The sequence below is a fragment of the Pseudomonas atagonensis genome (assembly GCF_011369485.1).
Lineage (GTDB): Bacteria > Pseudomonadota > Gammaproteobacteria > Pseudomonadales > Pseudomonadaceae > Aquipseudomonas > Aquipseudomonas atagonensis.
Genome location: NZ_VXCA01000042.1, coordinates 45,622 through 69,533 on the forward strand (window position 1 = coordinate 45,622; position 23,912 = coordinate 69,533).

Sequence of the window (23,912 nt, forward strand, 5' to 3'; positions counted from 1 at the left end):
AAATGAATGGGATTCAGCGTGACGGGTGTTCTGTGGGTTCAAGGTGTTCAAGGGCCTGACCGGCCTCCAGCCACGGTGCGAACAGTCGGGTCACGCGGGGCATGAACACGTACACCACCGAGAGCACGATGGTCAGGGTGATCAGGAACGTGGCGACCACGTAGTTGGAAAGCAGCGGATGCAGCCCGAGCACCGGCCCCCAGATCAGCGGCACCAGCAAGGTGTGCGGCAGAATCACCAGCAGCGTGATCACCGCTTGCTTCCAGCGCGGTGGCGGCGAAGCGGCATCGGCCAGCGGCGCGAACCAGAACTCGTTGACCGGCGCGACTTCGGTCTGGTCGCCATCGGCGAGCATCGGCGCGGCTTCATCGACCAGCGCCTGGCGCTGCGGCGATTCCAGCCATTGCTGCATCGCCCCGGTCGAGCAGAAACGCAGCACGCAAGTGTAGGTGTCGAGCCCGGCGCGCTTGCCGCGCACCACGTCCACGCCCAGATGCCCTTCGCGCTGACCGGCGACCCGCACGATGTTGCGCAGCCAGGCTTCATACGCCGATTCGAAACCGGCCTTGACCCGATGCTTGACGATCAGCGTGACGGTCTCATCGCTCCCCGGTGCTTTTGGACTCAGGACTTCAGGCATAACGCAGCACTCCGGGCAAACGAACATTGAACGCCAGCCGTCCCGGCCCGGCGATAAACACAGTGGCAAACAGGATCAACAGCAACCAGCCGAACTGCCCTTCGGCCACACTCCATTGCGGGTGCACGACCAGCAGCGCCACCAGCAGAACAAAGAGAATAGGCAAGCACGCCAATCTCACCAGTAACCCGGCGACGATCAGTAGCGGGCAGAGGACTTCGGCGAAGATCGCCAGAATCAAAGTGAGGTGGGCACCGAGGTGGAACGGGTCTTCGATCAGTTGCAGTTGCGCGGAGAAGTCCAGCAGCTTGGGCAAGCCGTGGACGAACAGCAGAAACAACCCGCCGGTGACCCGCAGAAACAGCAGGCCGAGGTTTTGCGCCTGGTCATTGCGTTGTGCAGCGTTCATGGGCCCACCCTTGATCAATCATTGCAGGCAATGGTGCAACGATTGATCGGGGGAAAATTGGATGGGTGTGCTCTGTTTGGCGTGTTCAGTGTCGATCGTTCCCACGCTCTGCGTGGGAATACAGCCCGTGACGCTCCGCGCCCCAACCGCCCAAAGCCAAACAACTTATTCCTCCCCGGTCACCGCGTGTCCACGATGGTGTACTGACGCGGCTCGAAAACCGTGACTGCCCTCGAGTCCGGCACTTGGTCCGTTCTTACTGAGAACATGATGTCCAACGATGTCCCAACCCGGAGCGACAGCAGATAGTCGACCGGAAGTCTGAAGGTGTAGCCTTTATTCGTGACCCAGGCCTGATGAACCGAGTTGCGCTCGGGTGTCCAGACACTTCGATTGTTCACGGCGCCATTGGCCGCGAAGCCCATCAGGGTAAGTTCCAGCCGTTGGCCTCTCGCCATGTGTATCCAACCGCCAAAAGTCAGGTTCGCTGCGGCCACGATGTCCTTCTTGTCCAGTTCGAGAGTGCCTTTCGCCTCGTCGATCACTGGGGGTAAGAGCAAGTCGCTCGGGATCGGCAGCACGGATAGCGCCAAGGGTTGCAATTGCACCGCGGGTGCACCGCCGCGTACGTAGGAGGCGGTGACTTCAACGGGTTTACCGATGCTGAAGGCCACCAGTGAGACAGGCGCCGATAGTTCTCTGGGCGTGGCACCCACAGCGACCGGCAGCGAAGTATACGAACCCGCTGCTGGCGTGCCCGGCGCCGCTATCCAGCGCACACTGACCAGGTCGGTGGGCTCGCTCAAATAATTAAGCACGTATGTCAGCGACGCAGTCGCTGCAGAAGGATTCAAATGGGTGTTGCCGGTTGATTCCTTGATCCGTACTTCGCGGTTTTCCAGAACGTTGATCGTCCAGGATCTGGATATCCCCCCAGCGGCGTACCGACCTGTGAAGACGTGAAGGCCCTTGGTCAATCCATTGGCCAAATATTCCCACGCCCCCGCAATCACCGGAGCCGTGCCAAGTCTTGATTGCCCATCAAAAACAATCACTGGTTCTGTAGCTACCCCGAACAACGTGACGCGGGTAGACAACGTTTCACCTTGATCGCCGACTTCCCGACCGTCCGGATCAACGATCCGCTCGATCCTTGGCGCGCTCGTGGGGTCCGTCAGGACGATGTAGTTTCGGTGGGCAAAGGGTTGGGCAGGCGCAGGACCCTGACTGCCTTGCAAACCGACCATCAATATCAAGCTCAATACGCTGCCGTGCTTGAGACTCCGCAGATCCGTGGTGGAGTGAACCGTTTCGTAGTAGCCAAAACGGTTGAATTCCTCCGCGATCACATTGCCCGGTGGACCCCAGTATGGCCGGTCAAAAACGCTGTTATCGGCATTGACGCCAAGTAGCCGCAGCGAGAGAAATTGACCCCGAGTGCTTAGCGTCCATGCGTTGATCCGCAGAGTGAAATGACTCAAGCCATCCAGGTTCAGAAATCGACCCTCGCCAAGCTGACCGGCCTCGGTGATCAAAGCCCTGGGAAGATCGCGTTGCGCCAGCGTCAAGACATACAACACCAGCGGATCGGAAGTCACCAGGGCAGCGTTGCTGCGGGTGATCGTGTAGGTCACGGTCACCGTCTGGCCCAGGTTGAAGGTTGTCAGTGTGAACGGGAGCCGAAAAATCATTGGCCGAACGGTGCCAGCGCTGAGGGCACCGGTGGTATGCGAGCCATTGCTTCCGGTAGCCGGGTCGCCGGTGAACGTCACACTCACGCGATCGCCCGATTGCAGTGTTGGGTCCGTCACCTCGACCGTCAGTGTGTTGCGCACGTTCTGCGGGTCCAGCAGAAATGTGCTCGGGTTCTCCTGAATGGTCGGAGGCGGTGGAGCGGCGACGTTTGCGTTGGGGCTGTTGGCAGTCATCGTTATGTCCCGGTGCGCGCGTGATATGGCCCCCGAAAAGGCATTGGATCAATCACACACCCACGTGCGCGCCAGCGCTACTGTCAGAACTTACAGGTCAAACGCTATTTCGGACGAACGGCGCGCTTACAACCGCGGAATATCCAGCGATACCGACATGAACTGACTGATCCGCGAGCGCAACCACCTCTCCGCCGGGTCGTTGTCATGCACCCCGCTCCACGCCATTGACAGCTGCGCCGCATCAATCGGGAACGGCGGATCTTCAGCGCGTAAGGCGCAGCCTTCGACCAGCGCGCACGCGGCGTAATCCGGGACGGTGGCGATCATTTCGGTGCCGGCCAGCAACGCGCGCAAGCCGCTGAATTGCGGGACGCCGAGTACCACACGGCGGCTGCGACCGACCTTCGCCAGGTCCACGTCGATATTGCCGCTCAGATCACCCGAGAACGACACCATCGCGTGCGGGCGCTCGCAGTACTCGTCGAGGGTCAGCGGGCCCGGACGGTCGTCGCCGCGCAGGACTTTGCAGGGAATATCACGGAGTTTTTTGCGCTTGGCGTTGGCTGGCAGGTCCGTGGTGTAGCTGACGCCGACCGAGATTTCCCCCGACGCCAGCAGCGCCGGCATCAACAGGTAATTGGCGCGGCGCACCACGACGACGATGCCCGGCGCCTCCTCCTGTAGCTGCCGCAGCAGCGGCGGAAACAGACCGAATTCGGCGTCGTCCGAGAGGCCGATGCGGAACACGTCGCAGCTGCTCGCCGGATCGAATTCCTTGGCCCGGCTGACCGCACCGGAAATCACGTCCATCGCCGGTTGCAGCTCCTTGAGGATTGCCAGCGCGCGGGCCGTGGGTTCCATGCTGCGACCGTTGCGCAGCAGCAAGGGATCGTCGAACAGATCACGCAAGCGGCCCAGCGCCGCGCTGACGGCCGGTTGGCCCATGAACAGTTTTTCGGCGACGCGGGTCAGGTTCTTTTCGAACATCAGTGCTTCGAAGATCACCAGCAGGTTCATGTCAACGCGACGCAGATCGTTACGGTTCATTGGCTCGATTTCCTTGGATGGCCAGGCGGGCGCTAGTGCTACGCACTTTACGCGATCAACGGCGCTTTAATCGCCAGTCGGCCGGAGAAATTAACAACGATTAACTCGTCAGCCGCAGGCCTGCCGCCAACAATGAAACCTCTGCGCAGCGTTGATTTTTGACCTGAGGGCACGTGCCTTGCATGTTCCCCAACCGACACGGACATTGGCCATGGCTCATTTACTGCACACCGTCGCCCTCGCCCCTGCCTGCGAACCCGGCACACCCCGCACCGGCGGCCTCAGCCCGCAACGCGTGCGGCGGGTCAAACAACTGATTCTCGAACGCCTCGACGAAAGTCTGGAAGTCGCCGAACTGGCGCAGGCGTGCTCACTGTCACGCAGCCACTTCTCCCGCGCGTTCAAATGCAGCACCGGCGTTTCGCCCCAGGACTGGATTCGTAGCCAGCGCATCGCCCGCGCCAAACTGCTGATCCAGCACACCGACCTGAGCCTGACGCAGATCAGCCTGGAATGCGGGTTCTGCGATCAAGCGCATTTCTGTCACATGTTCACCCGCAGCGAGGGGATCAATCCGTTTGCCTGGCGCTGTCAGGTCATGCGTGAACTGAAACACCCGCGCCCATGATCCGCCGTTGATTTGATGCCGACACAGACACCTCCCGTTGCACCGATGCTCAAACCTGAGGATCATGCCCGGACACCTCGAAACAGACGCCCTGCCCCCACGCCCGGCGTCTTTTCGTTTTGTCCGCTGCATCACCGCAGGAGTGAGTTGTTGAGTCTTTCCCCGAATCAGGCCATCGGCTTCGGCCCCTATCGGGTCCATCCCGGGCAACGACTGGTGCTTGAAGGCGAACAGCCGTTGCGTCTGGGCCGCCGCGCCCTCGACATTCTGCTGATTTTGCTGGCGCATGCGGGCGAAGTGGTGAGCAAGCAGCAATTGATGGCCGAGGTGTGGCCGGACAGTGTCGTCGAAGACATCAACCTGCGCGTGCACATGGCCGCGCTGCGCAAGGCGCTAGGCGACGGTCAGGCCGGCCAGCGTTACATCGTCACCGTGGCGCAGCGCGGTTACAGTTTTGTAGCGCCGATTGCGCTGCAAGCCATCGAACAACGCCCCGCCGGCAACAGCGTCGGCGGGCACAATTTGCCGCTGCGGCGCACGCGGATGATCGGTCGTCAGGCGCTGGTCGACAGCCTGATGACACAGTTGCCGCGACAACGCTGCATCACCCTGGTCGGCCCCGGCGGCATCGGCAAAACCACCGTAGCCCTGCGCGTGGCGGAACAAATGATCGGCCATTACCGCGACGGCATTCGTCTGCTCGATCTGGCGCCGCTGAGCGATCCGCGTCTGATCTGCTCGCACCTCGCCGCCCTGCTCGACATCCTGTTGCACGACGGCGATCCCGTGACCAGCCTGATCAATGGCCTGCGTGAGCGGCAGATCTTGCTGGTGATCGACAATTGCGAGCACCTGATCGACAGCGTGGCGCAACTGACCGAAAGTCTTTTGCGCGGTGCGCCGCAAGTGCACATTCTGGCCACCAGTCGCGAGAGCCTGCGTGCTGAGGGCGAGTACGTGCAGCGCCTCGGCTCACTCGATTGCCCGCCGCCGAACGCCATGCATGACCGCGCTCAGGCCTTGAGCTTTGCCGCGTTACAACTGTTTGTCGAACGCGCCATGACCGCCCGCGAGAACTTTGAACTCAACGACGCCAACCTCGCGCAGGCAATTGAAATCTGTCACCGACTGGACGGCATTCCGCTGGCGCTGGAACTGGCGGCGGCGCAGCTCACCGACACCGGTCTGCGAGGTTTGCTCGGTCAGTTGCAAGGACAACTGCCAGCGGTTTTACCGGGCAATCAGACCCGTCAGGATCGCCACGTGACCCTGCGCGCCACACTCGACTGGAGCTTCAATCTGCTCAGCCGCTGCGAGCAGACCTGCCTGCGTCGCCTCGGCGTTTTTCGCGGCGGTTTCACGCTGGAGTCCGCCGGCGCGGTGATTGGCGGTCAAGCGATCACCGCAGATGAAGTCTTCGCCTCGATTCTGCACTTGGTGGGCAAATCGCTGCTCAACGTCGAAGTGGCCGATGAAGAGGTGTTCTATCGCTTGCTCGACACGACCCGACGTTATGCGTTGGAAAAACTCGATCTGGCCGCCGAACTCGGCACAACCCGCAGCCGTCATGCAGAACGCTGCCTGGCCTTGATGCATCAGGCGCAAGCGGATTGGGAGCACACGCCGACCACGCTGTGGATCGAACGATACGCCCGAGGCCTGGAAGACCTGCGCGCCGCGCTGGACTGGTGCCTTGCCGGGAGCGGGCCGGATCAACTGGGGATTCGGCTGGCCGCTGCGTCGGCACCGTTGTGGCAGGAGCTGTCGCTGCTCAAGGAATATGGCGGATACGTGCGCCAGGCGCTGAACCTGCTGGAAACCACTGACGAGCCCTGTCCGCACCTGCAAATCGCCCTGCAACTGGCGCTCGGCAGTGCCTGTTATCACACGTGGGGCGGCACCCCGGAGACCATCGGCGCCTTCGTCAGCGCCCACTCGCTGGCGCAACAGCACGGCGATATCGCCGGGCAATTGCGCGCAGTGTCCGGGCACATGGCGGTCAATCTGAGTTGCGGCCAGTACCGCATGGCCCTGGAACAAAGCGAACAATTCGACCGGCTCGGCTTGCACGGCGATCCGTTGCTGTCGCTGAGCACTCACCGTTTGCGAGTGCTGGCGCTGCATTACGCCGGCGACCAGCCGCAGGCGCGCGTTCATGCCGAACAAGTGATTCAGCGCATGGCGCACAGCGGTCACGTCAACCGGTTTACCCACGGTTTCGGTGTGCAATACGATCAGAGCGTCGCCTCGCTGACGGTACTCGCGCGCGTGTTGTGGCTGCAGGGTTTTCCCGAGCAGGCCTGGCGCACGGCGCGGCAGGCGCTGGACATCGCGGTGCAGATCAATCACGGCACGTCGATCTGTTACACCCTGGCGCTCGCCACTTGCCTGATCGCCCATTACAACGGCGACCAACAGAACGCCCGCGCCTTGCTGCACCTGTTGTTTGAACAAGCGCAGAAACATTCGGTGCTGTTGTTCTATACGTGGGCACGGCATTACGCACAGGTGCTCGATGCCGATACGATGAAACCGGTGCCGGCGGATGACAGCGGGTTGATCAAGGAAATCATGGTCACGCTGGACAACCGCTTCTTCGATGACGCCTTGCTGGAGCGGGCACGCAGTGGCGCAGCCGGCTGGAGCACGGCGGAGATTTTGCGTGCCCGGGCAGATCACTTGTTGAGCCGCGATGATGGCGGGTCAGTCGACGAAGCCGAACACACCCTGCAGCAAGCGCTGGAGATCGCACGGTCACAGGGCGCCCTCGCCTGGGAGCTGCGCAGCGCTGCTTCACTGGCCCGGTTGTGGCAGCGCCAAAACCGTCACCGCGAAGCCCTCGAACTGCTCAGCCCGATCTACCAACGCTTCACCGAGGGTTACGCCACTCCGGATTTGCGCAGGGTGCGCCTGTTACTCGACGAGCTGCGCAGCCAGTTGCAAGGCTGATGCCTCGCGCATTCGGCCCATGTAGCGCCCGCGACGCTGCTCGACATCGCTCGACTCGCCACTGCTCATCAGTTGCCCGCGTGCGAACAGCCAAGTGGTATTGAGCATTCGGTAACGCACCGCCGCCCCACAGTGCTCCACCGTCAGCAACGACTTCTGCGCGAGTCGATCAATGATTGCGCCCAATGCCGAAGGTGGCAGTTTTTCGCAATGGATCACCGCCAACGCCGCCTCGCGGGTGAAGGCAATCCGGAACACCGACAGGCGCTTCAGCACGATCTGCTCGTCTGTACTCAAGCGCTGATAGCTCCAGTCCAGCGCAGCCCGCAGCGTCTGATGGCGCGGCACGGCGGTGCGCCGGCCATGACTGAGCAATTGCAGACAGTTGCCCAGTTGCGCCTGCAACCCGACCAGCGCCAGGGCATCGATCTGCGCCGCCGCCAATTCAATCGCCAACGGCAATCCGTCGAGTCGCTGACAAATGTCGCGCACCACTTCCAGGTCTTGTTCGCGCAGGATGAAGCCCTGCTGCCGGGCGCGGGCGCGACTGACGAACAACTGCACCGCCGAGTGGCCCATGGTTTCTTCGACGCTGCGCAATGCCGAGGTTTTCGGCAGGCTTAGCGGCGGCAGGATGTGTACGGTTTCCAGATCGGCCTGCAAGGCTTCGCGGCTGGTGGCGAGAATCGACAGGCGTGGCGCAGCGTTTAATAAATTCTCGACCAGTGTTTTGCAGGTTTCGTGCAGTGGGTCGCAGTTGTCGAGTACCAGCAACAGGTGGCGGCATGCCAAGGTCGGCAGATCGCTCTTGAGGACTTGCAGCAGGTGATCCAGCAGCGGCGAGGTTTCATCGAGCTCCGCCAGATCCACACGCCAGACGCCATCGCGGTAATGCTCCAGCAGCAACTCTGCCACGCGCAGCGCCACGGTGGATTTGCCGACACCCGCCGGCCCCGTCAGGGTCATCAACCGGCACAGCGGCAGTTGCCGCACCAGTGCGCCCACCAGCGAATCGCGCCCGCTCACCGGCGTCAGCCTGGCCGGCAGGTTATGTTGCGGAGCCTGCAGGCTTTCGAATACCACCTGCGCGACGCTGTCGCACTGCACCGGCGCGACAAAGCAATAACCGCATTGCGGCACGTTGACGATGTAGCGTTGCCCGTTCTCACCATCACCGAGTGCCCGGCGCAGCGCGGCGATGTGCACCCGCAGGTTGATCTCTTCGACCACCGAAGTCGGCCAGACCAGCGCAATCAATTGCTCTTTTCTGACCACGCGCCCGGCCCGCTCGACCAGCACTTGCAGAATGTCCAGTGCGCGCCCGCCCATGCGCAGTTGCCGATCCCCTTCAAGGATCAGGCGTTGGCGCAGATGAAACGCGTAAGGGCCAAACCGCAACACTGACGCCGGGTTCAAATCATTGAGGCTGTTCATGCCAACTATCTTGGCAGGCTCAAATGACGGAACAACCGCCACACAGGGCGCAACACGGACAACCGGGTGCGCGAAACGGACAGAACCGCTCTAGCTGAACTGTTCGCGGTATTGCGCAGGGGTCAGGCCGAGCTTTTCGGCGAACAGCAAACGCATATGCCGCACGCTGCCGAAACCACTTTTATAGGCCACGGTTTTTAGCGGCAGGTCGCTGGTTTCGAGCAAGTTGCGCGCACAATCGATGCGCGCACTTTGCAGAAATTCCATGGGCGTCATGTTGATTTCCCGGGTGAATACCCGAGAGAAATGCCGTGCGCTCATGTTGGCCAGACCGGCCATGCGCTCGACCGTAAAGGCCTCGTCAAGATGTTCCAGCACGTAATTCTGCGCTCGGGTGATCGGCGTTTCCTGCGGGGACACGGCGGCCATCAACGGACTGAACTGCGCCTGACCACCCTGACGCTTCATCACCACCAGCAACACTTTGGCGACATCCTGAGCGAGCTTCTTGCCATGATCGCGGGCGACCACAGCCAGCGCGAGGTCAATGCCGGCCGTCACACCGCCGGAGGTGATCAGGTTGCGGTCTTCGACAAAGATCTGATCCGTCGCGACGTTGGCATTGGGAAAGCCCCGGATCAGACGTTCTGTGTAATTCCAGTGCGTGGTTACACGATAGCCGTCGAGCAACCCGGCATGCCCGAGCACGAAAGCGCCCGTACAAATTGAACCGTAGCGCTCGGCCCGTTGAACAGCGGCCTTCAGCCAGACAAATAACGAGGGAAATTGTTGGTTGTAGGCACCGGGACCGCCCGGCACCAAGAGCAAGTCGTAACGGTCGGCCGCATCACTGATGTGCCGGTCCGGGTGCACCAAGACCCCGTTGGACGCCCGCAGCGGCCCGGGTTCGATGCCCAGCGTGGTCAGTTGGTAGTGCGATTCGGGCTTGAGATAACGGTTGGCAACCGAAAACACTTCCAGTGGCCCGGCCATGTCGAGCAGAAGAAAGTCGGGAAACAACACCATTGCCACGGTTTTCATGAGAAGACATCACACCGATCAAAGTAAAAAGCGTCTGAAACAGGCAGAGCATTATGGCCAAGTACGGCGCCAGCGTCGGAAAAGAATGCGTGAACTGCAGCGCAAAACTGTCAACCAGCACGGGACAGTCTTTCAATTTTCATCTACTTATTGCTTTGACGAGTAACCAGTAACCTTCTCCTCACTCGGACGAATTCACGTCCCGCAAGGAGATTTCATCATGCTGACCCTTCGCAAAGCCTCCGATCGTGGCCTCGCCAATCATGGCTGGTTGAAGTCGTTCCACACCTTTTCCTTCGCCAGCTACCGCGACCCGCGCGAGCAGGGTTTTTCCGACCTGCTGGTGATCAATGACGACCGTGTCGCCGCCGGTAAAGGCTTCGGCCAACACCCGCACCGCGACATGGAGATTTTTTCCTACGTGCTCGAAGGTGCGCTGGAGCACAAAGACACACTGGGAACCGGCTCTGTGATCCGCCCCGGTGACGTGCAACTGATGAGCGCCGGCAGCGGCGTGGCGCACAGCGAGTTCAACCATTCGGCGAGCCAACCGGTGCACTTCCTGCAGATCTGGATCGTGCCGGACGTCAGTGGCGCGAAACCGCGTTATCAGCAAGAGCACTTCAGCGCGCAGAAAAAACGCGGCCGCCTGCAATTGATCATTTCACCGGACGGCAGTCACGGTTCGCTGAAAGTGCGCCAGGATGCGCGGGTGTATGCCGGGCTGTTCGATGGCAAGGAAAGCGCCACTTTGGAGCTGCCGGCCAACCGTTACGCCTACGTGCATGTGGCTCGCGGCAATGTTGAACTCAATGGCCAGCGGTTGCAGGAAGGTGACGGCGTACGGGTTCGCGAAGAACAGGCACTGACCTTGAGCAACGGCGCGGATGCCGAAGTGTTGGTGTTCGACTTGCGGCCGCAGGAGTTGCCGCAGATGCCATGAAGTCGCTTTTCACTGCGCGCAAAAAAACGGCCTTCGCTTGAAGGCCGTTTTTTTAGGGTGGTGCAATAAAGGGAGACGGTACCGCTGGTTTCGCCGCGCCAACTTCCTTGCCTGCCTGAATCGCGGCCAGGGTCGTCTGCATCGCTGTGTACATGCTGGACTGATTGGCAAAATAGGCACCCATAACGATGCTGACCACGCCAAACAAGTGGACAGCCGTTGCCATCCAGACGTTGGCGTTCACGGTGCCGGCTTTCTTGAGTGCTTCTTTCGACTCTTCGGCTATGTTCTGAAGGGTTATCGACATTGCATCCTGATTTTTTTGCCGTTCGAGCTGAATCAACTCGTTGGCCTTGTCCCGCTCAGCCTGAACCGAGAGAAAATGATCGATCCTCGCTGAGACAGCCTCGACCCGAGCATCCATCCTCGTCTCGATTGTCTCGATTCGGGCGTTGAATTCTTCACGACTGATAGCATTCATGTCTTGGGTGTTCCGACCGTTGCTGGTTGCGCCGATGCTGTGAAATTGCTCGAATTCCCTGGCTTTCATTCGATTCCCTTCCCTGGTTACCGAGACCGTCCATGGCTGATCACTCAAAAGCGAATGTCTCTTTCGTTACGAGTGGCAACCACAATAGAACCCATCTGAAAACCCCACAAGCCAGCGGATTCTGCTGTAGGTGTAGGTCATTTCGTCAGGCAACGTAGCCTCTACACGGCCACCCCGACTCATTGATTTTCCAGTGCAAACGCCTCGACAATCTGCTCGATGACCGCCCTCACCCGCGCGGTATGGCGCAGATCCGCGTGGGTCACCAGCCACACTTCGTACGGCAGCGGCCGGGTTCGCTCTGGCCAGAGCCTGACCAACCCATCGCGCTCGCCCATATACACGGGGATTTCTCCTACACCGATACCGGCGGCAATCGAGCGACGCACCAACAGACTGGAACCCAGGCTTGCGACGATCCGCCCGCGAGTCAACGGTTCGCAGACTAGCGTCATGTCCTTGTGGCTCTGCAAATACGGTTGATAGACCACCAGATCGTGCCCCTCGAATGCCGAGCCCGGTTGCGGTTCCCCTAGACGCTCGACGTAATCCTTTGCAGCAAACAAGCCCACTGGCCAACGGGCAATGCGCCGGGCAATCAGGTCAGGATTGTCTGGCCGGGTATTGCGTACGGCGATGTCCGCTTCGCGTTTGGCCAGACTGAGGATCTGCGTTGACGCATCCAGTTGCACGCGCACGTCCGGGTGCTGCTGGTGCAGCCGGGCGATCGCCGGAATCAAGAAGTCGATGGCCAGTGAGTCGGTGGTGCTGACCCGCACAGTGCCGATCAGACGATCATCCAGCCCTTGAATCTGCCGTTCCAGCTCCAGCGCCGAGTGTTCCATTTTCTCGACACTCTTGAGCGCCGCTTCTCCCACCGCCGTCAACGCGTAACCGTCGGACGTGCGCAGGAACAACGTTGCGCCGAGCGACTTCTCCAACGCAGTGATGCGGCGCCCGACGGTCGCCTGATCGACACCCAGAACCCGCGCCGCGCCGCGTAATGTCGACTCACGGCAAACGGCAAGAAATACCCGCGCATCATCCCAATTCATATTCACCCTTATCGATGCATTTTTGCATCACTGCCAAGCCTAATCGCTGCACGAACGCAGCAACCATAGCCGATATGCTGGGCGCCATAAACCTTCCACGGAATTGCTCCCATGCGCACAACATCTGCAACCGGTCTCTGGCTGCCGATCTTCGCCGGCCTCTGCGCCAGCCTGGTCAGCATCGGGCTGGCACGCTTTGCCTACACACCGTTGATTCCCGCGCTGATCCAGGCGCAGTGGTTTTCCACTCATGACGTGGTTTACCTCGGCGCGGCCAATCTGGTCGGTTACCTGATCGGCGCCCTGCTCGGCCGCCCATTGGCCCGCCAGTTCGGCAACAAGATCGCGCTGCGTTTGATGATGCTGGCGGTGACGGCGGCATTTTTCGCCTGTGCGTACCCGCTGTCTCTGAGTTGGTTCTTCGGTTGGCGGCTGCTGTCGGGGATCGCCGGCGGCGCAATCATGGTGCTCGTCGCAGCGACCGTGCTGCCACATGTACCGGCGTCGCGTCGAGGCCTGGCCAGCGGTGCGATATTTCTCGGCATCGGCCTGGGCATCGCCGGGTCTGGAACGATTGTCCCGCCGCTGTTGAGTCTCGGTTTGCAGGCAACCTGGCTTGGCCTGGGCGCGTTATCGCTGCTGCTGACGGCGTTGAGCTGGTTTGGCTGGCCTGAGGATTTGCCGCAAGCGCTGGCGTCTCACGAGGTGAGCACCCGGCAATCGACACCGCCCGGCGTTTACCTGCTGTTTACCCAGTACGCCTTTATGGCTGCCGGACTGGTGCCAGCGATGGTGTTCCTGGTGGATTACGTCGCCCGAGGCCTGGGTGCCGGTGCGCATGTTGGCGCACTGGTTTGGGTGATGTACGGGCTGGGCGCGATTGTCGGGCCGGTCAGTTACGGCTTTCTGGCTGACCGGTTGGGTGCGCGTAGCAGCATTCGACTGGTGCTGGTGGTGCAGGCAATTACGCTGGGCTTACTGGCGGTATCTCACTCGTTTCTGGCGCTGGCCATGCTGGCGGTGATTCTCGGCTCGTTTCCTCCGGGCATCGTGCCGCTGGCCTTGGCCCGCGTGCATGAACTGGTGCCCGATCACCACCGCCAGCAAATTGCCTGGAGCCGCGCCACCGTTTCGTTCGCCACGTTTCAGGCATTGGCCGGGTTCGCCTACTCGGCGCTGTTCAACGCCACGGGTGGCCATCACGCCTTGCTGTTCGTGATCGCCGCAGGCGCGATCTTGCTCGCGCTGTTGCTGGAACAAGCCATGCGATGGCTGCCCGAAACCACTGAACCGCGTTGCTGCGTAACGTGAAGGGAATCATTGCGGCACGCCCGCGCTCCCATCTACAGAACCTTTACTCACAGGAATCGACATGACTCTGCCCAACGAAATGACCCGAATCGAAATCACCGAGTCCGGTGGCCCCGACGTGCTGCAAGCCAGACGTGTGGTGCTGCCGGTGGCCGCTGCCGGCGAAGTGCTGATTCGTGTGCACGCCGCCGGCATCAATCGCCCGGACGCTTTGCAACGTGCCGGCAAATACCCGATGAAGCCCGGGATGAACCCGATTCCCGGTCTCGAAGTGGCCGGTGAAGTGGTGGCGCTGGGTGCCGGCGTCAGCCAGTTTGCCGTGGGCGACAAGGTTTGCGCGCTGACCAACGGTGGTGGCTATGCCGAGTACTGCGCCGTTCCCGCCGGCCAGACCCTGCCGATGCCTGCCGGCCTGGATTGGGTACAGGCCGCCGCGATCCCGGAAACCTTCTTCACCGTTTGGGCCAACCTGTTCGGTCTCGGCGGTGCCAGCCGTGGCCAACGAGTATTGATCCATGGCGGCACCAGCGGCATCGGCACGACCGCGCTGATGTTGTGCCGCGAATTCGGCATCGAAGCGTTCGCCACCGCTGGCAGCGCCGATAAATGCGCGGCGATTGCCGAACTGGGTGGGCAACCGATCAACTATCGCGAACAAGACTTCGCCAGCGTGATCGCCGAGAAAACCGCAGGCGACGGGGTGAACGCGATTCTCGACATCATGGGCGGTTCGTACCTCAACGGTAATGTCAGCGCCCTGGCGATGGATGGTCATCTGGTGATGCTCGGGTTCCTCGGCGGCGCGCGGGCCAATGACGTCGACCTGCTAGCGATCCTCGGCAAACGCGCGGTGGTCACCGGCTCCCTGTTGCGCGCGCGCACGAGTGAGGAAAAAGCCGAAATCGCCGAGCAATTGCGCAAACACGTATGGCCAGTGCTGGCCGCCGGGCGCTGCCTGCCGATCATCGACAAGGTCTATTCGCTGCACGAGGCCGACAAAGCCCACGCACACATGGAAGCCGGCGACCACATCGGCAAGATCGTGCTGCGTATCGATTGATCCGCAGCAGCATTTTGTAATTGTTGCCCGGGGACGGTGGTCGAAAATGTCACGCGCAGACCCGGGCATCTGGTAAAAAGCGTTCTTCGTCTGCGCACTGGTGAAACGTTTAATGTTCCTTTCCTTCATGACTCGACTGCGACGCCGCCGCTTGGCGTTTGCCTGCATGGCCGCTTTGATAATCGGCGTGCCGACCAGTTGTGCAGTGCTGGAACACACCGAACGCAAACTGCTGTTTCGCATCGAACCTGGCACGGCTGGCTGGTATCACGGCTTGCCCGGCAGCGTGCAGGAACTTGACCTGCAACCGAAGCGTTTCAAGGCCGGGCAAAACATTCATGCCTGGTGGTGGCCGGCGGAACGCACGAATGCTCCGGCGATCCTTTATCTGCACGGCGTGCGCTGGAACCTGACCGGGCAGTTGTTCCGCATCGAGCAATTGCGCGCAGCCGGTTATTCGGTGCTGGCCATCGATTACCGCGGCTTCGGTCAAAGCAAGGGTGATCTGCCCTCGGAAAGCAGCGTTTACGAAGATGCGCGGGTGGCGTGGGAACGCTTCAAACTGCTGCAGCCGGACCCGAACAAACGCCTGATCTACGGCCATTCGCTGGGCGGCGCCGTGGCGATTGATCTGGCGGCGGAACTTGGACAGGACGCAGCCCGCGATCACACGCCTCTGCCGGTACGCGGGCTGGTGATCGAATCCACGTTCACCTCGCTGGCCGACGTTGCCGCGGCCGTGGTGAACACCTCGCTGCCCGTACGCTGGCTGCTGTCGCAGAAATTCGATTCGATCGACAAGATCGCCGACATTCATATGCCGCTACTGGTCGTGCATGGTCTGGCCGATGCGTTCGTGCCGTCACGTTTCAGCGAGCAACTGTTCAACGCCGCGCAACAGCCCAAACGGTTGTTGCTGGTGCCGGGCGCGACGCACAACAACAGCATGGCGCTCGGCGGCCAGAACTATCGCAAGGCGATCGACGCATTGATGAAGACTCCCCCCGCACCGCGTGTAGCCGGGCCGGCCATGGTGAAACCCTCGCGCGACTCCTGACCTTCTCATCGGCATAATGGCGCCCGTCAAAACACCACGAAAAGGAATGAGTGTGTTCTCTCGCCCCAATGCCCTATGGATTTACTACCCGGTTTGCTGGCTCGCTGTGCTTGCGCTGTTGGCGCACATCACTTTTTGTGCCTGGGTGGTGCTCACACCCACCGACGTCGGCGGCACGTTCATGGGCGGCATGAACGGCCAATTGTTCGGCGGCGGCTGGCTCATAGCGACAACAGGATTGCTGCTGACGCTTTTGCTGCGTTTGCCCGGATCGATTCATGCCTGCATCGGTGCCGGACTGGCCCCCTGGGCATCGGTAGCTGGTGGCTGATCAACTATCCCGACAACGCCGAAGACGTGATCTACAGCATCAGCCCCCACGATATCGGCAGTGCCATGTTTATTGGCGCGGCAATTCTGGGGCTTGGCCTCTTTCTGCGTTCACGTTTGACAAACCAGCGCCTGCCATCGCGCCCAGCGCTGGTCGCCAAATTCGTAGTGGCGGCGTTGATCGCTGTGGTGTTTATCGGCGCACCGGTAAAAATGGCCCTGCACACTGCGCTGCCCCACTGCGCGTTCGACAAAAACGGCCAGCAACTGACCGTGTGCCTGAGTGACGACGACGAGCAGGTGTTTGTCGATTAGTCCCAGAACCTTTTCAGCGCTAAGGCCGGCGATTTTCAGGCGAAAAACATCTGGGAAGACCGGTCATTGCCGGCGTCCAAAGCTCTGCTATGTTTAATCGCTCAGCGCGGCCATCGGCGCGTCATTGCCTGCTCCGCGCCTTACTGCCGGGAGTACACACATGAAAATCAACCCGTACCTGATCTTCAACGGCGACTGCCGTGAAGCCTTCACCTTCTACGAAAAAGCCTTGCAGGGAAAACTTGAGGCAATCATGACCTTCGGCGAAACACCCGCCGCCGAGCATGTACCGAAGGAGTTTCACCATCTGGTCATCCATACCTGCCTGAAGGTCGGCGATCAGATGATCATGGCTTCGGACACCACGCCGGATCGTCCGACGCAGGGCATGAGCGGTTGTTCGATTTCCCTGAACGTCGACAGCATCGCCGAGGCCGAGCGGGTGTTTAACGCCCTGGCCATGGAGGGTCGCGTGGATATGCCGCTGGAAACGACGTTCTGGGCGGCACGTTTCGGCATGCTGGTGGATCGTTTTGGCGTGTCGTGGATGGTCAATTGCGAGAGTGACCAGTAACCACGACTTTTCGCCGGGCATGAAAAAGGGACAGTGACCTTTCATTTTGAAAGGTTACTGCCCCTTTTTGTTCATCAGCGTGCACTGAGCTCGACCCGCATACACTCGGCCCCCTCCTCCCGACATTCGATGCGGATCGGCAAAAACTGCTCGATGACCGCAATGTTGCTGTGCAAATGCTCGGTCATCCGTGGTGTGGTGAACGATCCGCCACCGGCCAGCGCCATCGGCAGCAGCAACTGATCGGCCAGGTGTTCCGCCACCGCCGCACCGCTGCGCAACCAGTCGGCGGCTTGATTGATCGCGGCATCGGCCACCCTCTCCGAGCGTAAAGATACCTGGCCAAACGCGCTGAACACCTCGGTGACATGCTCGAAAACGTATTCCAGCAACAGCACATTGCCCGGTCCGCGCGCCGGATCGAGGGTGATGTGGTGTAGCGCATCCGGTGCCATTCGCAAACGCCTGGCCACTTGATCCAGCTCTCGCCGGGCAACCGTGGGCGCCAGCCCGGCCGCCAGTGCCAGAGCCTGTTGCGACACTGTCGCGCCGCGTTCACACAGATCCAGTCGGGACAGGGTCGAGGGTTGCACGCTGGCCTCGAATTCTCCGCCTCCGGCCGGTACAAAGCCGTGGCGCAGCAATTCCAGCTCGACGTTGCCACCCATGCGCCGCAACAGCGGCAACCAACTGCGCGAAAGGAAGTCCGTGGGCGGCGCCAGCGGATTGTGCGTCCCGCCGGAAATTCGCACCCGACTGGCTTGCGGTGCCTGCAACAAGGCCGGCAACAGCGTCTGCAACACCAGCGTGCAACTGCCGGCCGTGCCGATGTCGAACTGGTAATCGCCGCCGCGAATCACTCCCGGCTCAAAACTCAATGACTGCGAACCCAATGTTGCGCCGCAGGTTTTCGCGCCACACACTTCAGCCGCCGCCAGCACCGCTGTCAGGTGCTGACGCAGCAATCCCGGACGGCTGCGTTTGGCGCGAATGTGCTTAATGCGAAACGCCCGGCCCGTCACCATCGACAGGCTCAAGGCACTGCGCAACACCTGGCCGCCGCCGATGGCACCGTCCAGTTCAATCACTTGCTGTTCCATTGCAATCCTTATGCGTACAAACCGACGGTGTCCCTGAGGTACTGGTCCAGCCGTCGCGAGTCTTCCTGAGTTCGTTTCAATGCTGGTACAGCGCGCTCAAGCTCGGCCGCGATAAACCGGTGCAAGGCCGAACGCCGTGGCCCGTAGGCGCTCTCGTCAGCGTTGCGTTTGAGGGCCAGCAGTTCATCAACTTCAGCGAGCAGCGCCGGATCATCGACGGTAGTCAGCAGATCGGCGAACGTCATCGGCGGCCGGCCCCGGCCCTGATCGATCCAGCGCACTGCCAGCAAGGGCCGCAGCACGTAGAAGTACTTTTTGAAGCGCACGGATTCGCCTTGCAGGTAACCGCGAAAGTTCTTCTTCGCCATCGACAGGTAGTGGTTACGTGCGGCGGGCGGACTGTAAAACGTTTCCGCCAGTTCACGCAGTTGCGCCACCGCTGCGGTTTCGCTGCGATACACCAGCGGCGAATCCAGCCACTCCAGCAACGTCGGGTTGGACTTGCGCAACAACCCGAGGGTTTTGCGCAGCTCCCAGCCACTGACGTCGAGCTCATCGTCCAGCGGCCGCTCGATGACGTCGCGCGGCTCATCGACCTGGACGAACCACTCGGGTTTTTCCACATAGACAAACCGCACGTCGTAATCGCTGTCGGTCGAGGCGAAACCCCAGGCCCGACTGCCGGACTCACAGGCGTAAAGCACCATGACATTGCGCTCGCGTTCTATGCGCGCCAGCTCTTCCATTACCCGTGCGCGCATCGTGCTGCACAGCGGGTGACGTTCTTCGAATTCCATGATTTTTATTCCCTTTATCCTTTGACGCACACCACCTGACGCAAGGTGTGCAGCACTTCCACCAGCTCGCGCTGGGCGTGCATGACGTTGTCGATGTCCTTGTAGGCCATCGGAATTTCATCGATGACCGCTTCGTCCTTGCGGCACTCGACGTGGGCCGTGGCGCGGATCTGATCGGCAACGGTGAAGGTGTTCTTCGCTTTGGTCCGGCTCATGGTGCGACCGGCGCCGTGGCTGCAGGAGCTGAACGACTCTTCGTTGCCCAGCCCACGCACAATGAAACTCTTGGCGCCCATCGAGCCCGGAATAATCCCCAGCTCGCCCTTCTTCGCCGACACCGCGCCTTTGCGGGTCACCAGGACTTCCTCACCGAAATGCCGTTCCTTTTGCACGTAGTTGTGGTGGCAGTTCACCGCTTCCAATGCCACTTCGAACGGTTTGCGAATGATCTGCCGCGTCGCCTGAATCACGGCGCGCATCATCATTTCGCGGTTCTGTTTAGCAAAATCCTGCGCCCAGCCCACCGCTTCCACGTAATCATCAAAGTGCTGGCTGCCTTCTTCGAAGTAAGCCAGATCACGGTCCGGCAGGTTGGCGATGTGCTGACGCATATCGGCCTGCGCCATCTGAATAAACAAGTTGCCGATGGCGTTACCTACGCCACGGGAACCGCTGTGCAACATGAACCAGACCCGGTTGGCTTCATCCAGGCACACCTCGATGAAGTGGTTACCGCTGCCCAGCGTGCCGAGGTGCGCGCGGTTGTTGGTGTTGGCCAGTTTCGGGTACTTGTCGGTAATCAGTTTGAAACGCGGATGCAACGCCGCCCATGCCTGATCGGCCTGCTGCGGGATCTCGTCCCACGCGCCTTTGTCACGTCGCGAGCGGGTCGAACTGCGACCATGCGGCACCGCTTGTTCGATGGCACTGCGCAGACCGAGCAGGTTGTCCGGCAGATCCGCCGCGGTCAGCGACGTACGTGCGGCAATCATGCCGCATCCGATGTCCACGCCCACCGCCGCCGGAATGATCGCGCCAACCGTTGGAATCACGCTGCCGATGGTCGAGCCCTTGCCCAGGTGCACATCCGGCATCACCGCCAGATGCTTGAAGATGAAGGGCATCTTCGCCGTGTTCATCAACTGCTCGCGGGCCTCGCTTTCTACAGGAACGCCTTCGGTCCAGAGTTTGATCGGCTTGCCGTTGGCGACTTCGAGCAATTGGTAAGTGTGTTCTCTCATTTTTCTATTCTTTATTCATTGGCCGATGATCCGGCGTTTGCTGTGAAACAGTGTGGCGCTGTTCTGTTGGTTGCGATAGATATTGCAGCCGCTGTGCCATTTTGTGATCTTTCATGCAAATTATTCGCATCTTATTGATTTACAAGGCATTTATTTTTCATTTGGATTGCTTGCGATCTTGCCAAGGACAGGTCGCCCCAAAATTACTTATCATTGCCTATCGTCTTTTATCTGTTGAGATAAACATGTCCAGCAAGCGCACCGTCGCCATCGGTTTTATCGGCGCCACCCTCGATCGTGTCGGCAAAGGCGCCAATCGCTGGAGCCACTGGCGGCCCAGCGTCGGTCTGTGCCAACAACCGGACGTGCTGATTAACCGCCTCGAACTGATTCACGGCATCGACGCCCGCGACGTCAGCCTCGCCGAGCGGGTTCTCGCAGACATCCAGCAGGTCTCACCGCAAACCGACGTGCGCTTGCACCCGATGGCACTGCGTAACCCTTGGGACTTCGAAGAGGTCTACGGCGCGCTGCACGACTTCACCACGGCCTACCACTTCGACACCGAGCGCGAGGACTATCTGGTACACATCACTACCGGCACCCACGTCGCACAGATTTGCTGGTTTCTGCTGACCGAAGCGCGTTACCTGCCGGCACGCCTGATCCAGACCTCCCCCGCGCGGCGCAAAAGTGAAGACGAGCAGGCAACCGGTACCCACGCGCTGATAGACCTTGACCTGTCGCGCTACGACCGCATCGCCTCACGTTTTGCCAACAAGCGCCTTGAGGGTCTGGAGTTTTTGAAGTCCGGCATCGCCACGCGCAACGCCGCGTTCAACCGCTCCATCGAACAGATCGAGCGCGTGGCCGTACGCTCGAAGGCGCCGATGTTGTTGATCGGCCCGACCGGCGCCGGCAAATCGTTTCTCGCCCGACGCATCTATGAGCTCAAGCGCAGCCGCCATCAGATGCAGGGCCGCTTTGTCGAAGTGAACTGCGCGACGCTGCGCGGTGACGGCGCGATGTCAGCGTTGTTCGGCCACGTCAAAGGCGCCTTCACCGGCGCGCAGAATGCCCGCGACGGCCTGTTGCGAGCGGCGCATGGCGGCATGTTGTTTCTTGATGAAATCGGTGAACTGGGCGCCGATGAACAAGCCATGTTGCTCAAGGCCATCGAAGAGAAGCGCTTCTTCCCGTTGGGTTCGGACAAAGAAGTCGACAGCGAATTTCTGATCATCGCCGGCACTCACCGCGACTTGCGCAGCCGAGTCGCCGAGGGACTGTTTCGCGAAGATTTGTACGCGCGCATCAACCTGTGGACGTTCGATCTGCCGGGCCTGGCCGGTCGTCGTGAGGACATCGAACCCAACATCGATTTCGAACTGGAACGCCACGCGCGGGAACACGGGCAACTGGCACGCTTCAACCTGGAAGCGCGCCGCCGCTACCTGGCCTTCGCCAGCTCGCGGGAAGCCACGTGGCTGGGCAACTTTCGCGAGTTGTCTGCATCGATCACGCGCATGGCAACCCTGGCCGACAGCGGCCGGATCGACGAAAGCCAGGTGCAGGAGGAAATTGATCGACTGCGCTATGCGTGGGGATTGGCACAGCCGGGAGGCCTGGCCGAAGACTTGCCGGGAGACAGCGAGAGCATGGACCTGTTTGATCGCCTGCAACTCAAAGCGGTACTCGACGTTTGCCGGCAGGCAGACAGTTTGTCGGACGCTGGCCGCCGCTTGTTTGGCGTCTCGCGACAGGCCAAGGCGCAGCCCAATGATGCCGATCGCTTGAGAAAATACCTCGGGCGATTCGGCATTGAATGGGGCCAGTTGCAAGATCGGTGATTTTATCAGGCGTTATTCAGACGACTGCCGCATCTCTTCTCGGTTAGGCATGGTCCAGTCTGACGGACGCCTTTCATGGATGCCATCGTCGTACCCCTTACCTTCGTAACTGAACATCAACAGATAAAGGCCGAACGCGACTGCAGCCAACACCGCTCTGCCAACAGGGTTCGCATCACTGGGTAATCCGCCCGGCCCGATGGCTACCCAACCTCCTCGAAGATAAGCGAAAACCGCCTGCCCAAACCATGCCTGGGCGATCACCGTTGTCCAGACCTGACCGTGTCCACCCTTCAAAAGCAGAATGACGTTTACAAGTGACGCAGCGATCATCAAAGCCAGTATCCAATATCGATAGCGTTTCAGCAGCATCAGGACAACGCTCTCTTTCTCCATGCAATACGTGTTGCTCAGAGCCTGACTAGCCGGAAAGTGCGCTGTATCGGGAATGCGACAGTGTTCATATTCCTCCAGCGGTAACCCAGAGCGGGAACCCAGGACAACACCGGTCAAACCACAATGTGGGCAGCACGCGTGCCGCTCTTCGTACCATCGGATAATTTGCGTTGGCATAGACCACTGCCCGCAGGCACTGCAAATGCATCTATCGCTTGCACTTATCTCTTCACGATTATTCCAGCCGTGGTCGTCGGCAGATTCATCCAGCCACTGTAACCGCGCTACCTTTTCATCTTCCATGCACAGCGTTGCTCACAACACTCAAAGAGTCATAGCCTCTACCCGGCAGAGTAAAAAGTACAGTCACACTGCCTTACCATCCACGGCACTCATTCACCGGTGCTGAAAGAAGCCCGACTGGTCAAGGCCGGGCTTTGATTTTAGAGCTTCAACGCTGCGCCAGCTCGTGTCTGACGCATTGCTCGTAATACGTCTGCTTGACGGCCGCCGGTTTGAGCTTCGAGGTGCTGTTGTAGGTCTGCTCGGTAATGCCCATCGCGGTCATGCGCATCCACGGCTGCTGGAATTTTCGTACCTGCAGCTGCTTGCGTGCGCCATACAGCGAGACGCCGGACAGCTTCGATTGCTGCGCGCCGGCGGCGATATCCGAACCCCAGGCACAGGCAAATCGATGACTTTTACTCAACTCTTTCGCCTCGACTCCCGAGGCAAGGACAGCCAGGGAAAGCGTTGCAACGGTGATGACAATCGTCCGCATAAAGCCAACCTAACCTTCTGAAAAAAGGTGAGTTTGCCGATGAAAACCGCGTGCGGGGGCCAGCAATTTGCCGCCTCTGGCGGTTTTCTGCGAAGTTTTTTTCTACTGCCATACACCTTCGCCGCACGAGGCTTTTACATGCTGGATCCGCTGGACTTTCGCGGCAAAGTGGGGCTTGATCGAGCACGGCGCGGGTCTTGACGTTGTCCAGATCCGAACCTGTTCCAGGCTCCGAATACCCCTGGCACCAGAACGCCGTGCCGTTGGACAGTACATTTCCCCACAGATGCGCCGCCAGAGCGCCTCGTCAAAGCCGCGCTCACTGGCCATCGCCGCTCGTACCGCGGCTGAATCCGAGACATCAGCCAAACAACCTGCGGCGGATTCGCGGATCATTTCCTGTTCGTCGTTGAATGCAAACTCCATCGCGGCGCCTTCTACTCGTCTGGCGGAACGCGCATGAAACGGCGTTCCTC

General features: G+C 60.4%; 23 protein-coding genes and 1 pseudogene. 10 read left to right on the top strand and 14 right to left on the bottom strand.

What is annotated here, in order from left to right; translation table 11 throughout:
• Nucleotides 1-13: 13 nt before the first annotated feature.
• From F2P67_RS25485 to F2P67_RS25500, 4 genes are all read right to left on the bottom strand, one after another.
• Nucleotides 14-640 carry an antibiotic biosynthesis monooxygenase gene (locus tag F2P67_RS25485; protein WP_166225379.1) on the bottom strand — a complete coding sequence of 209 codons (627 nt, stop codon included), beginning with the start codon at nucleotides 638-640 and terminating at the stop codon, nucleotides 14-16.
• A complete protein-coding gene (locus F2P67_RS25490) occupies nucleotides 633-1,049 on the bottom strand; it encodes a DoxX family protein (protein WP_166225382.1) in 417 nt (138 codons plus the stop codon). Before F2P67_RS25490 ends, F2P67_RS25485 begins: the two co-directional genes overlap by 8 nt.
• Before the next feature lie 179 nt (nucleotides 1,050-1,228).
• Entirely contained in the window at nucleotides 1,229-2,977 is a 1,749-nt protein-coding gene (locus F2P67_RS25495) for a hypothetical protein (RefSeq protein ID WP_166225385.1), read from the bottom strand.
• A 126-nt stretch (nucleotides 2,978-3,103) separates the two neighbouring features.
• Nucleotides 3,104-4,027: a LysR family transcriptional regulator gene (locus tag F2P67_RS25500; protein WP_166225388.1), complete on the bottom strand. Its 924-nt coding sequence runs from the start codon at nucleotides 4,025-4,027 to the stop codon at nucleotides 3,104-3,106.
• Nucleotides 4,028-4,238: 211 nt separating this feature from the next.
• On the opposite strand from F2P67_RS25500, the gene F2P67_RS25505 reads away from it, so the two are divergent.
• Together F2P67_RS25505 and F2P67_RS25510 are read left to right on the top strand one after the other, a co-directional pair.
• On the top strand, nucleotides 4,239-4,655 hold the full coding sequence (locus F2P67_RS25505; protein ID WP_166225391.1) for a helix-turn-helix domain-containing protein: 417 nt from the start codon (nucleotides 4,239-4,241) through the stop codon (nucleotides 4,653-4,655).
• 150 nt (nucleotides 4,656-4,805) lie between these two features.
• Nucleotides 4,806-7,604 carry an ATP-binding protein gene (locus F2P67_RS25510; RefSeq protein WP_166225394.1) on the top strand — a complete coding sequence of 933 codons (2,799 nt, stop codon included), beginning with the start codon at nucleotides 4,806-4,808 and terminating at the stop codon, nucleotides 7,602-7,604.
• Here F2P67_RS25510 and F2P67_RS25515 read toward each other — a convergent pair.
• Together F2P67_RS25515 and F2P67_RS25520 are read right to left on the bottom strand one after the other, a co-directional pair.
• Nucleotides 7,569-9,038 (bottom strand): ATP-binding protein, encoded by a 1,470-nt coding sequence (locus F2P67_RS25515; RefSeq protein ID WP_166225420.1) that lies wholly within the window; start codon nucleotides 9,036-9,038, stop codon nucleotides 7,569-7,571. The genes F2P67_RS25510 and F2P67_RS25515 overlap by 36 nt on opposite strands.
• Before the next feature lie 90 nt (nucleotides 9,039-9,128).
• Nucleotides 9,129-10,079, bottom strand: coding sequence for a GlxA family transcriptional regulator (locus F2P67_RS25520; protein ID WP_166225424.1), 951 nt, complete (start codon nucleotides 10,077-10,079; stop codon nucleotides 9,129-9,131).
• Between the two features lie 220 nt (nucleotides 10,080-10,299).
• Between F2P67_RS25520 and F2P67_RS25525 the strand changes: the two genes are divergently transcribed.
• Nucleotides 10,300-11,022, top strand: a complete 723-nt coding sequence (locus F2P67_RS25525; protein ID WP_166225427.1) for a pirin family protein — start codon at nucleotides 10,300-10,302, stop codon at nucleotides 11,020-11,022.
• Between the two features lie 52 nt (nucleotides 11,023-11,074).
• Here the strand turns inward: F2P67_RS25525 and F2P67_RS25530 are convergent, their stop codons facing one another.
• Nucleotides 11,075-11,572: a hypothetical protein gene (locus F2P67_RS25530; protein ID WP_246226552.1), complete on the bottom strand. Its 498-nt coding sequence runs from the start codon at nucleotides 11,570-11,572 to the stop codon at nucleotides 11,075-11,077.
• Nucleotides 11,573-11,751: 179 nt separating this feature from the next.
• Nucleotides 11,752-12,627 (bottom strand): LysR family transcriptional regulator, encoded by an 876-nt coding sequence (locus tag F2P67_RS25535; protein ID WP_166225430.1) that lies wholly within the window; start codon nucleotides 12,625-12,627, stop codon nucleotides 11,752-11,754.
• A 111-nt stretch (nucleotides 12,628-12,738) separates the two neighbouring features.
• On the opposite strand from F2P67_RS25535, the gene F2P67_RS25540 reads away from it, so the two are divergent.
• The 6 genes from F2P67_RS25540 to F2P67_RS25560 all read left to right on the top strand — a co-directional run bounded on the left by F2P67_RS25540 (nucleotide 12,739) and on the right by F2P67_RS25560 (nucleotide 17,274).
• Entirely contained in the window at nucleotides 12,739-13,938 is a 1,200-nt protein-coding gene (locus tag F2P67_RS25540; protein ID WP_166225433.1) for a YbfB/YjiJ family MFS transporter, read from the top strand.
• A 61-nt stretch (nucleotides 13,939-13,999) separates the two neighbouring features.
• Complete coding sequence (locus F2P67_RS25545; protein WP_166225436.1) at nucleotides 14,000-14,998, top strand: NAD(P)H-quinone oxidoreductase; 999 nt, start codon at nucleotides 14,000-14,002, stop codon at nucleotides 14,996-14,998.
• Between the two features lie 112 nt (nucleotides 14,999-15,110).
• On the top strand, nucleotides 15,111-16,055 hold the full coding sequence (locus F2P67_RS25550; protein WP_166225439.1) for an alpha/beta hydrolase: 945 nt from the start codon (nucleotides 15,111-15,113) through the stop codon (nucleotides 16,053-16,055).
• 46 nt (nucleotides 16,056-16,101) lie between these two features.
• Nucleotides 16,102-16,386, top strand: coding sequence for a hypothetical protein (locus tag F2P67_RS27855; protein WP_246226553.1), 285 nt, complete (start codon nucleotides 16,102-16,104; stop codon nucleotides 16,384-16,386).
• Between the two features lie 26 nt (nucleotides 16,387-16,412).
• Nucleotides 16,413-16,700, top strand: a complete 288-nt coding sequence (locus F2P67_RS27860) for a hypothetical protein (RefSeq protein WP_246226554.1) — start codon at nucleotides 16,413-16,415, stop codon at nucleotides 16,698-16,700.
• A 160-nt stretch (nucleotides 16,701-16,860) separates the two neighbouring features.
• On the top strand, nucleotides 16,861-17,274 hold the full coding sequence (locus F2P67_RS25560; protein ID WP_166225442.1) for a VOC family protein: 414 nt from the start codon (nucleotides 16,861-16,863) through the stop codon (nucleotides 17,272-17,274).
• A 74-nt stretch (nucleotides 17,275-17,348) separates the two neighbouring features.
• On the opposite strand, the gene rtcA is transcribed toward F2P67_RS25560, so the two are convergent.
• From rtcA to F2P67_RS25575, 3 genes are read right to left on the bottom strand one after another with little or no spacing between them, the layout of a single operon-like run.
• On the bottom strand, nucleotides 17,349-18,374 hold the full coding sequence (gene rtcA / locus F2P67_RS25565; RefSeq protein WP_166225445.1) for an RNA 3'-terminal phosphate cyclase: 1,026 nt from the start codon (nucleotides 18,372-18,374) through the stop codon (nucleotides 17,349-17,351).
• A gap of 8 nt (nucleotides 18,375-18,382) precedes the next feature.
• Nucleotides 18,383-19,171, bottom strand: coding sequence for a nucleotidyltransferase domain-containing protein (locus F2P67_RS25570; protein ID WP_166225448.1), 789 nt, complete (start codon nucleotides 19,169-19,171; stop codon nucleotides 18,383-18,385).
• A gap of 14 nt (nucleotides 19,172-19,185) precedes the next feature.
• Nucleotides 19,186-20,412 carry an RtcB family protein gene (locus tag F2P67_RS25575; RefSeq protein ID WP_166225450.1) on the bottom strand — a complete coding sequence of 409 codons (1,227 nt, stop codon included), beginning with the start codon at nucleotides 20,410-20,412 and terminating at the stop codon, nucleotides 19,186-19,188.
• A 245-nt stretch (nucleotides 20,413-20,657) separates the two neighbouring features.
• On the opposite strand from F2P67_RS25575, the gene rtcR reads away from it, so the two are divergent.
• Entirely contained in the window at nucleotides 20,658-22,259 is a 1,602-nt protein-coding gene (gene rtcR, locus F2P67_RS25580) for an RNA repair transcriptional activator RtcR (RefSeq protein WP_166225453.1), read from the top strand.
• Between the two features lie 12 nt (nucleotides 22,260-22,271).
• Here the strand turns inward: rtcR and F2P67_RS27865 are convergent, their stop codons facing one another.
• The 3 genes and pseudogenes from F2P67_RS27865 to F2P67_RS27870 all read right to left on the bottom strand — a co-directional run.
• A complete protein-coding gene (locus F2P67_RS27865) occupies nucleotides 22,272-22,958 on the bottom strand; it encodes a lipid-binding SYLF domain-containing protein (protein WP_246226555.1) in 687 nt (228 codons plus the stop codon).
• Between the two features lie 148 nt (nucleotides 22,959-23,106).
• Nucleotides 23,107-23,436 carry a hypothetical protein gene (locus tag F2P67_RS25595; protein ID WP_166225456.1) on the bottom strand — a complete coding sequence of 110 codons (330 nt, stop codon included), beginning with the start codon at nucleotides 23,434-23,436 and terminating at the stop codon, nucleotides 23,107-23,109.
• 102 nt (nucleotides 23,437-23,538) lie between these two features.
• Nucleotides 23,539-23,912 (bottom strand): annotated as a pseudogene (locus F2P67_RS27870) (hypothetical protein); the annotation flags it as partial.